Below are 11,952 nucleotides of genomic sequence, written 5' to 3'. Positions count from 1 at the left end.
GGGCGAAGGATGCGGGGCGGGGGCGGATCGCGGCCTGAGGCTTTGTTGGGTTCACGCGAAGGCGCGGAGACGCGGAGGAAGAAGCAGAAGGGATTTTCGCGCAGAGGCGCAGAGAGGATGCGCACGCAACGATGGCAGCGACCCGGCCAAGCCTCTCCCTCGCTGCGGCTTACGATGGAGAGCCGCTATCGCGGCAAGCGCACCCCCTCCGCGCCTCTGCGCCAGAATCCCTTCTTCCTAAACTTCCCCCGCGTCTCCGCGCCTTCGCGTGAACCCANNNAAGGCCACATACGCCCGCCCCGCTGGCGTTCGCGGCATGCGCTCCCTAAATCGGCGGGGATGTCGGAAACCCCCAACGCCCCCAGTCGCTTCAACGAAGACAAGGCCAGCTTTACCGTGCGCGGGTCGGATACGCCCGACCTCGACGCCGGGGTCGCGGCGATCCGCAACGTGCTGGCGACGTTGCCGGTGCGTCCCGGCGTATACCGGATGCAGGATGCGCGCGGCGAGGTACTGTATATCGGCAAGGCACGCGCGCTCAGGAACCGCGTGGCGAATTATACGCAGGTGGCGCGGCTGACCAAGCGGTTGCAGCGGATGGTGGCGCAGACGCGGTCGATGACGATCGTGACGACCAACAACGAGGCCGAGGCGCTGTTGCTCGAAGCGCAACTCATCAAACGCTATCGCCCGCCGTACAACGTGCTGCTGCGCGACGACAAAAGCTTCCCGTTCATCCTGCTGCGCGCCGATCATGAATTTCCGCGCATCAGCAAGCATCGCGGCGCGCGGCGGGCGAAGGGCGATTATTACGGGCCGTTCGCCAGCGCCGGATCGGTGACGCAGACGCTGAACGCGCTGCAAAAGCTGTTTCTACTGCGGTCCTGCACCGACGGCTTCTTCAAGACGCGCGACCGGCCGTGCCTGCTGTACCAGATCAAGCGGTGTTCGGCGCCGTGTGTCGGGCGGATCGATCAGGCGGCCTATGCCGAGCTGATGTCCGACGCGAAGGACTTTCTGGCGGGCAAGTCGACGAAGGTGCAGGCGAAGCTGGGCGCCCAGATGCAGGCGGCGGCCGAGAATATGGATTTCGAACTGGCGGCGGTGCTGCGCGACCGGTTGAAGGCGCTGACCTTCATCCAGGGGAGCCAGGCGATCAACGCCGAGGGGGTCGGCGACGCCGATGTGTTCGCGATGGCGGCGCACGAGGGGGTGATCGGCATCCAGGCCTTCTTCATCCGCGGCGGGCAGAACTGGGGGCACCGCAGCTTCTTTCCGGCGCATACCAACGACGTGCCCGAGGACGAGGTATTCGGCGCGTTCCTGATGCAATTCTATGAAGAGGTGCCGCCGCCGCGCAACGTGTTCGTCGACCGCGAACTGGCCGAGGCGGAGGTGCTGGCCGAGGCGATGGCCGAGCGGGCGGGGTTCAAGGTCGCGCTGTCGGTGCCGCAGCGGGGGACGCGGCGGCGGCTGCTCGATCAGGCGAAGCGCAACGCGCAGGAAGCGCTGGAACGCAGGAACGCCGAATCGACGACGCAGGCGAAGCTGCTGCGCGACGTGGCCGAACTGTTCGAGCTGGAGGGGCCGCCGAACCGGATCGAGGTGTACGACAACAGCCATATCCAGGGCACCAACGCGCTCGGCGCGATGGTCGTCGCCGGGCCGGAGGGGTTCCGCAAGGGCCAGTATCGCAAGTTCAACATCAAGGAGGCGCAGACCAACGACGACTTCGCGATGATGAAGGAGGTGCTGACCCGGCGCTTCGCGCGCGCGCAGGAGGAGAACCCCGACCGCGAGGTCGATCGCGACGGCGGCGGCTGGCCCGATCTGGTGCTGATCGACGGCGGACGCGGGCAGTTGAACGCGGCCAAGGCGGTGCTGGAGGATCTCGGCATTGAGGACGTGTGCATGGTCGGCGTGGCGAAGGGGCCGCATCACGGGCGCGACGGGCGCGAGGTGTTCCACCTGATGGACGGGCGCGAATTGATGCTGCCGGTCAACTCACCGGTGCTGTTCTATCTCCAGCGGCTGCGCGACGAGGTCCACCGTTTCGTGATCGGCGCGCATCGCGACAAACGGTCGAAGGCGATCGGCGCCAGTCCGCTCGACGACGTGCCCGGCATCGGCCCGGCGCGCAAGAAGGCGCTGCTGATGCACTTCGGCACCGCGCGGGCGGTGCGCAACGCGAGTCTGGCCGATCTGCAAAAGGCGCCGGGGGTCAGCACGGCGATGGCGCAGGGGGTGTATGATTTCTTCCATTCGCGATAGGATCGCGGAGGGGTGCCGAGGAGACTGGCGATGGGTGCGGAAGGCAGGATCGATCCGGCGATGATCGCCGATGCGCAAGCGCTGGGCGTCGACGTGGTCGCAGCGTGCGAAGCCGGTTTGACCCGGGCGATCCGCGAGGCGCGCGAGGCGGAATGGCTGGAGGAAAACCGAGCGGCGATCGCCGAGTGGAACGGCTGGGTCGAGGATAATCCGTTGCCGCTGGCCGACCTGCGTTAGTTCTGATGGCACGTTTCGACGTGTTGCCGCGCTGAGGCACCCGGTTGCTGCTGATGGATTGTCAGGCGGATGGCCTCGGCCATTTACCGACCCGGTTCGTCATCCCGCTGCTCGTCCCGGCCGATGTGCCGCGCCCGATTGCCCGGCTGAACCCGTTGGTGACGCTGGACGGAAGCGTGCTGCTGGTCGCCACACATTTCGCCGCCGCCGTGCCCGTCCGCGAACTGGGGGATCGGGTGGCATCGCTGGCCGACGAGCAGGACCGGATTGTCGCGGCGATCGATTTCCTGCTCAGCGGTTTTTGACCGGGACTGCTTCCATCGGCCCGATAGAGCGGCGGATGAAGCGGCGGATGCCGCGCCAGCGGCGCACCTCGCTGCGGTCGCCGCGGTCGGCGGCCTGAAGGCGCTGGCCATCGGCGACCTGCGGTGCTTCGCGGCCGTATCGCGCGACGAGGAAGATCGCATCGATATGGTCGTGGTCTTCGATCATCGTTACTTCCAACATATTAATCGGTTGAAAGGAAAACGGATCGAAAATGCGGTGCGTTCCGTACGAACGATGGGGACATATGGTTGAAAACACCGCAAACTGGCCGGTACGACGCGAAATTCACGCAAAACCGCGCGGCCATATGGTTAATTCGCGTAATGTACGCAGCGTACCGTTCGGTCCCGGCCGCCGCACCGGGCTTACGCGATGTTTACCCCAACCGGGGTAGCGCGGTGCCATGGCCACTCCCGTCTTCCTGACCATCGATACCGAATTGATGTGGCGGCACCATGCCGCCGATCTGCCGGAAGCGACCGTCGTCGCCCGCTCGCTGGAGCCGGCGGGGGTCGGCGTGCGCTGGCAGTTGCAGCGGCTGGCGGCGCACGGGTTGAAGGCGTGTTTCTTCGTCGATCCGATGCCGGTGCGACTGTACGGCCGCGACGCGATCGCGCCGGTGGTCGAGGCGATCGTGGCGGCGGGCCAGGAGGTGCAACTGCACCTGCACCCCAATTGGGTCGGCGCGGCGGTAGGCGACCGGGGGCGGGCGCACGGCCGGTTCGAACTCATCGACCTGTCGTTGGGCGAGCAACAGGCGTTGCTGAGCGAGGCGCGCGACCTGCTGGTCGACTGCGGCGCGGAGCCGCCGGTAGCGTTTCGCGCGGGCAGCTACAGCGCCAACGACGCGACGATCGACGCGCTGGCGGCGCTGGGCTTCGCCTATGACAGCAGCCACAACGGGTCCGAACATCCATGGCCGAGCGCGATCGGCCTCGGCGCCGACCAGATCGCGCCGGTCGCGCATCGCGGGCTGACCGAAGTGCCGGTGACGACGATTATGACGCCGGGCAGCGGACGGCGGCATTTCCAAATCTGCGCGCTGTCGGCCGGCGAGATGCGCGCCGCGCTCATCCATGCGGCGGCCGAACATCATGCGGCGGTGACGATCGTCAGCCACGGCTTCGAGCTGGCGAACCGCAGCGGCACTCGCGCCAACCGCATCCATGTCGCGCGGTTCGAGGCGCTGTGCCGGATGCTCGCCGCGCGCGCCGACGTGCTGCCGACGGTGCATTTCCGCGACCGGCCGGCGTTGCGGCTGGGGCAGAACGACCGGCCGCTGCCCGCCAGCATGCTGCGCACCCGCTGGCGGCAGGCGGAGCAGCTCTGGTCGAACATGATCGAGGAACGCGCGGCGTGAGCGGCGCGGTAGCATGGCCGATCAAGTTCCAGATCGGCGCGCGGACGCTGTTCGCGGTGCGCCGCCGGCTGGTGCGCGTACCGCTGGAGCTGGACGACGTACTGGGCGGGCGGGTGCCGGTCCTGCCGCCGCTGCCGACCGGGGCGGCGGGATGGTCGGTCACGTCGCTGCCCGAAGCGCTGGTCGAGGCGGTGCGGCCGGGCGGCGGCATCACCTATCTGCGGCAGCGCTATACCCGCTATCATACCGATCTGAGCGGCACCCATGCCGGGTGGCTGGGGGGTCTGTCGGGCAATGCGCGGTCGGGGTTGAAGCGCAAGACCAAGAAGCTGGCCGAGGCCAATGGCGGCACGCTCGACGTGCGGACCTATCGCTCGGGCGACGAGATGGCGGTGTTTCACGCGCTGGCGCGCGGCGTGGCGGCGCGGACCTATCAGGAGAAGCTGCTAGGCGCCGGGCTGCCCGACGATCCGGCGTTCGTCGCGGGGATGCGGGCGAAGGCGGCGGCGGGCGAGGCGTTCGGCTGGCTGTTGTGCGTGAACGACGTGGCCATCGCCTATCTCTATTGCCCGATGACCGGGGGTGACGTGCGCTACGACTATGTCGGGCATGATCCGGCGTGGAACGACTGGTCGCCGGGCAGCGTGCTGCATGCCGAGGCGTTCGCCACGCTGTTCGCCGATCCGGCGGCGCGGCGGTTCGACTTCACCGAGGGGGAAGGGCAGCACAAGCGCCAGTTTTCGAGCGCGGGGACGGCGTGCGTCGATTTGCTGCTGTTGCGGCCGGGATGGACCAACCGGGCGCTGGTGGCGGCGCTGCGCGGCTTCAACCAAATGGTGGAAAGCGCGAAAACTGCACGCGACTGGCCAGTCGTCGGTCGGTTGGTCGATCGGGTGCGGCGCGGATAATAGTTCGGGTAAATTACCCTTGTTGTCATCGGCTTGACTGGGAAGTCGAACTGCGGAACCATTTGGTTTCATGGCCGGAATCATGACCGCGATACCGCCGGAATTACGGCATCTCTGGTAGGATGATGCAAAAATACCAGGAAATTGCGCGCGCCCTGTTGGTTTGAACAGCCCTACAGGGAGAAACACGATGAATACCCCACGGCTGATGACGGTGCTGCTGACGATCGGCGGCATGGGCCTTGCCACGGCAGGCTGTGTCGATCCTTCCGCCAAGATCGCCGGTTCGCTGGAGGGCTATGGCTTTCAGCCCGACCAGTCGCAGTGCGTCGGCAACCGGCTTGAGGCCAATCTGTCGATCGGCCAGTTGCAGCAGCTCGGCCGCGCCGCGCGCGCGGCGCGCGAAGGCGACACGACGCCGGGCCGGCTGACGTCGGGCGATTTCATCCGCGTCGCGGGCCAGATCCGCGACCCCAAGGTCGCGCTGGAGGTCGGCAAGGCCGCCGCCGCATGCGGCATCATCACGAACCCGCCGCCAGCGTTCTGAGGATCGGGCCGTAACGACGCGAGCGCGCGGTTTCGGCCGTCCTCCGACCGTTCAGCGGCCGATGACCGGGGGCCGGCTGGCCCCCGAACCAGTTTACAGACAGGGATGATACCCCAATCATGAATGACGTCACCTATGCGGGCGGCACCGTCGTGTCGAATACCCGCGAATTCGGGAGCCAGTTGTGGCTCTATGTCGAGCAATGGGGGCCGCGGCTGCTCGCCGCGCTCGTCATCCTCGGCATCGGCTGGCTGATCGCGCGCGGCGTGAAGTGGGGCGTGGCCAAGCTCGTCAACCGCACGCCGCTCGCCCGCCACGCCAATGATCCGTCGCTGACCGAGCGCCATCCCGACAGCGTCGGCGCGCAGGTGGGCGATGCGGTCTACTGGGTCGTGCTGCTGATCGCGCTGTTCCTCGCCACCCAACCGCTGGGGTTGACCGGGGCCACCGGGCCGCTCGGCGACATGCTGCGCGGGTTCGGCCAGGCCGTGCCGCACATCATCGGCGCGGGGCTGATCTTCTTCCTCGGCTATGTGCTGGCGAAGGTCGCGCGCAAGGCGGTTGAGGCGGTCGTCACCGCCAGCCATGTCGAGCGTTTCTCGGCCCGGATCGGTGGCGACATGCCGACCGACCCGTCGATGCTGTCGCGCACGATCGGTGCCATCGTGTTCGCGCTCATCATCATTCCGGTCGCGATCGCCGCACTGGATACGCTGAACATCGCTGCGATCTCGCAGCCCGCCACCGCGATGCTGCGCATCATCCTCGACGCGATCCCGCATGTCATCGCCGCCGGGCTGATCCTCGCCGTCGCCTATGCGATCGGCAAGTTCGCCTCGCGCCTCGCCGCGCAGTTCCTCGCGACCACCGGGTTCGATCGGGCGGTGGGATCGACCGGGCTGTGGCAGCAGACGACGCAGCGCAGCGACACGCTGGCCCCCGCGCTCACCCCGTCGAAGGCGGTGGGCAACGGCGTGTTCGCCGCGATCCTGATCTTCGGGCTGATGGAGGCATTCCGCCAGCTCAACTTCGCCTATGGCTCGCGGATCATGGCCGAGGTGCTGTCGCTGTTCGGGCAGGTCGTGTTCGGCGCGATCATCATCTTCGCCGCCGTCGTCATCGCCCGGCTGATCGCCCGCGCGATCGAGAGCAACAGCCAGGAAGGCGCGCGGGTCGCCGCCCCGGTCGTGCGCGTCGCGATCATCGTGCTGGGCACCGCGATCGGCCTGCGCTTCATGGGGCTGGCCGACGACATCATCAACCTGGCGTTCGGGCTGATCCTCGGCGCGGTCGCGGTGGCGTTCGCCGTCGCCTTCGGCCTTGGCGGGCGTGAGCCGGCAAGGCGCGCGGTGTCGCGGATGCTCGGCGAAAAGGGTGACGACCGGCCCGTCACGACGGAACCGACCGCCGCTCCCGAACGTCCGGCAACCGATTTTACCAACACCAACGAAGGAGATTATTGATGAACACGGATACCCTGACCGGATCGGCCAACGACCTTGGCGGCAAGCTGAAGGAAGGCGTCGGCCAGGCGCTGGGCGACAAGTCGCTGCAGAGCGAAGGCAAGGCCGACCAGCTCGACGGCAAGCTCCAGAAGGGCTTTGGCGATGCCAAGGATGCGGTCGAGCAGACGGTGCGTCCGGCGATCGACTATGCCCGCCAGTTCATCCGCGAGCGGCCGTTCACCGCCGCGACGCTGGGCGGCGTGCTGGGCATCGCGATCATCAATTCGCTGCGCGGCAAGTAAGCGAAGCGCGAACAGGGTCCGCTCGACGAGGGCGGACCCGATCATGGCCGGGAGCACGCATCGTCGTGCTTCCGGCTGTGTTCGTTCGGGCGATGTGGTACGACGGGCGTGCCGATGCACCTGATCGCCACCGCCATCCTGATCTCCACCCGCGCGCATGGCGAACATGGCGCGGTCGTCCGGGCGTTGACCGCCGATGCCGGGGTGCAGCCGGGCTATGTGCGCGGCGGACGATCGCGCGCGATCCGCCCGATCCTGCAACCCGGCAATATCGTGCGCGGCACATGGCATGCGCGGACCGAGGTGCAGCTACCCGCGCTGACGCTGGAGCTGGTCGAGAGCCGCGCGCCGTTGTTTGCCGAGCCGGTGGCGGCGGCCGCGATCGACTGGGTCTGCGCGCTGATCGCCGCCGCCTTGCCCGAAGGACAGCCCTATCCCCGGGTCCATGCCGCCGTCGACGGACTGCTCGCCGCGATCGTCGCGGCACCGGCGGCGCGCGACTGGATCGGCGCGCTGGTACGGACCGAACTGCTGGTATTGTCCGAACTGGGCTTCGGGCTGTCGCTGGAGGAATGCGTCGTCAGCGGGGCGCGCGACGACCTGACCCATGTCAGCCCCAAAAGCGGCGGGGCGGTGGCGCGGGGGCCGGCGATCGGCCTCGAACACCGGTTGCTGCGCTTGCCGCGGTTTCTGGCGGAAGGTGGCCCGGCGGATTGGGATGCGGCGTTCGACGGCCTTGCGCTGTCGGGCCATTTCCTGACGCGCGACCTGCTGACCGGGCGGGCGGCGGTGGCGCTGGATGCGCGGCAGCGGCTGGTCGAGCGGTTGAAAAGGGCGGTGGCATAGGGCAAGCGCGCGGGCGAACGAAGCTTGGCGCAACTAACCTGCGCAAAAGGGATGGACTACGCATGGCATTGATCGCGATACTGCCCGGTGACGGGATCGGACCGGAAGTGGTGGCGGCGGCGCGGGCGGTACTCGAAGCGCTCGATCTGGGGCTGACGTTCGAGGAAGCACCGGTCGGCGGCGCGGCGTATCGCGCGCATGGTCATCCTTTGCCGCCCGAGACGCTGGCGCTGGCGCAGCGTGCCGATGCGGTGTTGTTCGGCGCGGTCGGCGATCCCGAATTCGACAATGTCGAGCGCGCGCATCGCCCCGAACAGGCGATCCTCGGCTTGCGCAAGGCGCTGGGCCTGTTCGCCAACCTGCGCCCGGCCAAGCTGTTCGCGGGGCTTGAGGACGCCTCGGCGCTCAGGCCCGAAGTGGCGGCGGCGATCGACATGGTGATCGTGCGCGAGCTGACCGGCGATGTGTATTTCGGCGCGAAGGGCCGGACCATCACCGACGCCGGCTTACGCGAGGGCCACGACCTGATGCGCTATGACGAGCGCGAGATCGCGCGCATCGCCCGTGTCGCGTTCGAAACGGCGCGGACCCGCGACCACAAGCTGTGTTCGGTCGACAAGGCGAACGTGCTCGAAACCTCGCAATTGTGGCGTGACGTGGTGATCGAGGTGTCGGCCGACTATCCCGATGTCCAGCTCACCCATATGTATGTCGACAATGCCGCGATGCAGTTGGTGCGCAATCCGGGGCAGTTCGACGTGATCGTCACCGGCAACCTGTTCGGCGACATCCTGTCGGATCAGGCGAGCATGTGCGCTGGATCGATCGGCATGCTGCCGTCGGCCGCGATCAATCAGGACAAGAAGGGGCTGTACGAACCGATCCACGGCTCGGCGCCCGACATCGCGGGGCAGGGCAAGGCCAATCCGCTGGCGACGATCCTGTCGGCGGCGATGATGCTGCGACATTCGCTCGGGCTGGTGGACGCCGCCGACCGGATCGAGGCGGCGGTGACGGCGGCGCTGGTCGCGGGGCATCGCACCCCCGATCTGGGTGGCAGCGACACGACCCAGACGATGACCGACGCGGTGCTCGCCGCACTCTGATGACGGGCGTGGGCCTCGACCTCGCCATCGTCGTGCCCGTGTTCAACGAACGCGGCAACGTGCCATTGCTGGTCGCCGCGCTCGACCGGGCACTGGCCGGGCGGAACTGGGAGGTCGTGTTCGTTGACGACGACAGTCCCGACGGCACCGCCGACGCGGTGCGCGCCATCGCGCGGACCGATCCCCGCGTGCGGGTGCTCCAGCGGATCGGGCGGCGCGGGCTGTCGAGCGCGTGCATCGAGGGGATGTGCGCCACCGCCGCGCCGCTGGTGGCGGTGATCGACGGCGATCTGCAGCATGACGAGGCGTTGTTGCCGCGCATGGCCGATCTGCTGGCGGGTGATCCCGCGCTCGATCTGGTGGTGGGGTCGCGCTTCGTCGATGGCGGCGGGACCGGGGCATGGGATGCCGACCGCGTCGCCAAGTCGGCGTTCGCCACCCGGCTGTCGCGCCGGGTGTTGAAGGCCGACCTGTCCGACCCGATGAGCGGGTTCTTCATGATCCGCGCCGATGCGGTCCGCGCGATCGTGCCGCGGCTGTCGGCGATCGGGTTCAAGATCCTGCTCGACATCATGACCGCCGCGCCGCGCCCCTTGCGCTTCGCCGAGCTGCCCTATGTGTTCCGCACGCGGGCGGTGGGGGAGAGCAAGCTCGACCATGTCGTGGCGCTCGAATATCTGATCGCGCTGTACGACCGGCTGGCCGGGCGGGTGGTGCCGGTGCGCTTCGTGCTGTTCTCCGCCATCGGGGCGATGGGGGCGATCGTCCATCTGGCGGCGCTGGCGGTGTTGCTGGAAGTGCGCGCGGGGTTCATCGCGGCGACCGTGGCGGCGACGTTCGTGGCGATGACGTTCAATTTCTTTCTCAACAACCTGCTGACCTACCGCGACCGGCGGCTGCGGGGCACGCGGGCGTTGTTCGACGGGTGGGTGTCGTTCTGCGCGGTGTGTTCGGTGGGGGCGGTGGCGAACGTCGGGGTGGCGGCGTTCCTGTACGACGTACGGGTGGGGGCGTGGGCGCTGCCGGCACTGGCGGGGATCGCGGTGGGGGCGGTGTGGAATTTCGCGCTGTCGTCGCGGTTTACGTGGGGGCGGTACGGGCGGAAATAGTCGGGTTCACGCGGAGGCGCGGAGGAGAAGGAAGAAGGGGTTGTTCGCGCGGAGGCGCGGAGGCGCGGAGGGGTTCCGGGCGTGACGACCGTTACCTATTCGGCGAAGCCTCTCGCTTGTTGAACCCCAAGATGGAGAGCCGCTGTCGCGGCGAGCGCACCATTTCTCCGCGCCTCCGCGCCTCCGCGCGAACCAAAATCTTTTCATGCCTTCGCGTGAACCAGCTCAACGCCAGCCCGGAAACCACATCCAGCGATTGAACGACTGCGGCCCCGCCAGCGCCGCCGCGCTGATGATCGGGTAGAAATAGACGAACAGCGCGATCGAGAGATAGCCGAACCATTCGTCGGCGTGGCGCCACCGCCCCCTGCCATGGGCATGGAACGCGGCGGCGAGCGCGAGGCACAGCCAGATGCCCGAGAGGTGATAGTAATAATAGAAGCCGAGCGACTTGGGGATCGCCGCCCACACCGCGATCGACCCGATCCACAGCAGCGCGACGCCGGTGAGCGCGTCCGATCGTCGCCGGATGCCGCTCCACAGGCACAGCGCGACCGCCGCCAGCCCGCCCCACATGATCGCCGGATTGCCGAGCAGCAGCACCCCGCGTTGCACCCCGCCATCGGGTTCGTAGAAATACCAGATGGGGCGCAGCAGCAGCGGCCAGCTCCACCAGCTCGACTGATAGGGGTGGGGGGCGAGTATCTGAGTCTGCCGCTGGTACATTTCCCACTGGAACGGGAGCAGCCGAGCGAGCGTCAGCGGCTCCTGCGCATAGAAGAAGGCGGGGGCAAAGGTCGCGAAATAGGTGGCGATGCTCAGGCCGAACAGGATCGCCAGCGCCGGAACCAGCCCAAGCCCCGGCCAACGGTCGCGCCCGCCGGTCTTGCCCCAGACGAGCAACAGCCCCGCCCCCGCGACATAGGGCACCGCCGCCCATTTCACCCCGACCGCCAGCCCGAACAATACCGCCGCCAGCGTGAGGCGGGGCAGGGGGCGGCCGCGCATCGACCACAGCAGCGCGGCGATGGCGAGGGTGACGAATGCCCCCAGATACACCTCCAGCATCGCCGTGCGCGCCTGCACGAACAGGGTCTGGTTGAGCAGCACCAGCCCCGCGCCGAACGCGGCGACATGGGCGCGGCGGAACAGCAGATGGAGGCAGGCGAAGACGCCCAGCACGGTCGCCGTCGCGGCGATCGTCCCCATGATCCGCCAACCCCATGGATTGTCGCCGAACAGCGCGATACCGCCCGCGATCATCGCCTTGGCGACCAGCGGATGTTCGGTGTTCGCGGGGAAGGCGAGTGCGAGCAGCGTGCGCGCGGCGGGGACGTAATGCACCTCGTCGAACGACAATGTGCCCGGCCGCCCCAGTCCCCACAGGAACAGCGCCTGCGCGGCGATTCCGATCAGCAGGGCGGTGGTCCACGGGCGGTCGCGCAGGCGGGAAAACATGGGGCGGGGGTGTAGCGCAACCGTCAGGGGGGGCAA

Annotated in this window: 13 protein-coding genes; 11 read left to right on the top strand and 2 right to left on the bottom strand. The window is 68.0% G+C overall.

Features of this window, described 5'->3' with window-relative positions; genetic code table 11:
* Nucleotides 1–339 precede the first annotated feature (339 nt).
* The 3 genes from uvrC to ASE78_RS13610 are packed head-to-tail and all read left to right on the top strand — an operon-like array spanning nt 340 to nt 2,813.
* Nucleotides 340–2,271 carry an excinuclease ABC subunit UvrC gene (gene uvrC, locus ASE78_RS19005; RefSeq protein ID WP_056497963.1) on the top strand — a complete coding sequence of 644 codons (1,932 nt, stop codon included), beginning with the start codon at nt 340–342 and terminating at the stop codon, nt 2,269–2,271.
* A gap of 30 nt (nt 2,272–2,301) precedes the next feature.
* A complete protein-coding gene (locus tag ASE78_RS13615) occupies nt 2,302–2,508 on the top strand; it encodes a type II toxin-antitoxin system CcdA family antitoxin (RefSeq protein ID WP_056497896.1) in 207 nt (68 codons plus the stop codon).
* A gap of 53 nt (nt 2,509–2,561) precedes the next feature.
* Nucleotides 2,562–2,813 (top strand): CcdB family protein, encoded by a 252-nt coding sequence (locus ASE78_RS13610; protein ID WP_235515062.1) that lies wholly within the window; start codon nt 2,562–2,564, stop codon nt 2,811–2,813.
* On the opposite strand, the gene ASE78_RS13605 is transcribed toward ASE78_RS13610, so the two are convergent.
* Complete coding sequence (locus ASE78_RS13605; protein WP_055759514.1) at nt 2,800–3,000, bottom strand: hypothetical protein; 201 nt, start codon at nt 2,998–3,000, stop codon at nt 2,800–2,802. The two genes, ASE78_RS13610 and ASE78_RS13605, sit on opposite strands and share 14 nt — an antisense overlap.
* Before the next feature lie 238 nt (nt 3,001–3,238).
* Between ASE78_RS13605 and ASE78_RS18770 the strand changes: the two genes are divergently transcribed.
* The 8 genes from ASE78_RS18770 (at nt 3,239) to ASE78_RS13565 (ending at nt 10,458) form a co-directional block, all read left to right on the top strand.
* Nucleotides 3,239–4,195, top strand: coding sequence for a polysaccharide deacetylase (locus ASE78_RS18770; RefSeq protein ID WP_056497895.1), 957 nt, complete (start codon nt 3,239–3,241; stop codon nt 4,193–4,195).
* Nucleotides 4,192–5,103: a GNAT family N-acetyltransferase gene (locus ASE78_RS13595; RefSeq protein WP_156351503.1), complete on the top strand. Its 912-nt coding sequence runs from the start codon at nt 4,192–4,194 to the stop codon at nt 5,101–5,103. The genes ASE78_RS18770 and ASE78_RS13595 overlap by 4 nt, the downstream gene beginning before the upstream one ends.
* A 190-nt stretch (nt 5,104–5,293) precedes the next feature.
* On the top strand, nt 5,294–5,650 hold the full coding sequence (locus tag ASE78_RS13590; protein WP_235515061.1) for a hypothetical protein: 357 nt from the start codon (nt 5,294–5,296) through the stop codon (nt 5,648–5,650).
* A gap of 119 nt (nt 5,651–5,769) precedes the next feature.
* Nucleotides 5,770–7,113 (top strand): mechanosensitive ion channel, encoded by a 1,344-nt coding sequence (locus ASE78_RS13585; protein ID WP_056497893.1) that lies wholly within the window; start codon nt 5,770–5,772, stop codon nt 7,111–7,113.
* Nucleotides 7,113–7,397, top strand: coding sequence for a CsbD family protein (locus ASE78_RS13580; RefSeq protein WP_055759526.1), 285 nt, complete (start codon nt 7,113–7,115; stop codon nt 7,395–7,397). Before ASE78_RS13585 ends, ASE78_RS13580 begins: the two co-directional genes overlap by 1 nt.
* Before the next feature lie 114 nt (nt 7,398–7,511).
* Entirely contained in the window at nt 7,512–8,243 is a 732-nt protein-coding gene (gene recO, locus ASE78_RS13575; protein ID WP_056497892.1) for a DNA repair protein RecO, read from the top strand.
* Between the two features lie 62 nt (nt 8,244–8,305).
* A complete protein-coding gene (gene leuB, locus ASE78_RS13570; protein ID WP_056497891.1) occupies nt 8,306–9,349 on the top strand; it encodes a 3-isopropylmalate dehydrogenase in 1,044 nt (347 codons plus the stop codon).
* A complete protein-coding gene (locus ASE78_RS13565) occupies nt 9,349–10,458 on the top strand; it encodes a glycosyltransferase family 2 protein (protein WP_056497890.1) in 1,110 nt (369 codons plus the stop codon). Before leuB ends, ASE78_RS13565 begins: the two co-directional genes overlap by 1 nt.
* 225 nt (nt 10,459–10,683) lie before the next feature.
* On the opposite strand, the gene ASE78_RS13560 is transcribed toward ASE78_RS13565, so the two are convergent.
* Nucleotides 10,684–11,916, bottom strand: coding sequence for a glycosyltransferase family 39 protein (locus ASE78_RS13560; protein WP_056497889.1), 1,233 nt, complete (start codon nt 11,914–11,916; stop codon nt 10,684–10,686).
* Between the last annotated feature and the right edge of the window lie 36 nt (nt 11,917–11,952).

It is taken from the genome of Sphingomonas sp. Leaf25 (assembly GCF_001421635.1).
In the GTDB taxonomy this organism is placed as follows: domain Bacteria; phylum Pseudomonadota; class Alphaproteobacteria; order Sphingomonadales; family Sphingomonadaceae; genus Sphingomonas.
The sequence above is the reverse complement of the archived record's forward strand: the minus strand, read 5'-3'. Positions and strand labels throughout refer to the sequence as shown.

What these genes read in the sequence shown, in the direction of transcription:
- uvrC (WP_056497963.1), top strand. Translation starts at nt 340, where the DNA reads ATGTCGGAAACCCCCAACGCCCCCAGTCGCTTCAACGAAGACAAGGCC.
- ASE78_RS13560 (WP_056497889.1), bottom strand. Translation starts at nt 11,916, where the DNA reads ATGTTTTCCCGCCTGCGCGACCGCCCGTGGACCACCGCCCTGCTGATC.
- ASE78_RS13580 (WP_055759526.1), top strand. Translation starts at nt 7,113, where the DNA reads ATGAACACGGATACCCTGACCGGATCGGCCAACGACCTTGGCGGCAAG.
- ASE78_RS13605 (WP_055759514.1), bottom strand. Translation starts at nt 3,000, where the DNA reads ATGATCGAAGACCACGACCATATCGATGCGATCTTCCTCGTCGCGCGA.
- ASE78_RS13590 (WP_235515061.1), top strand. Translation starts at nt 5,294, where the DNA reads ATGAATACCCCACGGCTGATGACGGTGCTGCTGACGATCGGCGGCATG.
- ASE78_RS13565 (WP_056497890.1), top strand. Translation starts at nt 9,349, where the DNA reads ATGACGGGCGTGGGCCTCGACCTCGCCATCGTCGTGCCCGTGTTCAAC.
- recO (WP_056497892.1), top strand. Translation starts at nt 7,512, where the DNA reads ATGCACCTGATCGCCACCGCCATCCTGATCTCCACCCGCGCGCATGGC.
- ASE78_RS13615 (WP_056497896.1), top strand. Translation starts at nt 2,302, where the DNA reads ATGGGTGCGGAAGGCAGGATCGATCCGGCGATGATCGCCGATGCGCAA.
- ASE78_RS13585 (WP_056497893.1), top strand. Translation starts at nt 5,770, where the DNA reads ATGAATGACGTCACCTATGCGGGCGGCACCGTCGTGTCGAATACCCGC.
- ASE78_RS13610 (WP_235515062.1), top strand. Translation starts at nt 2,562, where the DNA reads ATGGATTGTCAGGCGGATGGCCTCGGCCATTTACCGACCCGGTTCGTC.
- ASE78_RS18770 (WP_056497895.1), top strand. Translation starts at nt 3,239, where the DNA reads ATGGCCACTCCCGTCTTCCTGACCATCGATACCGAATTGATGTGGCGG.
- leuB (WP_056497891.1), top strand. Translation starts at nt 8,306, where the DNA reads ATGGCATTGATCGCGATACTGCCCGGTGACGGGATCGGACCGGAAGTG.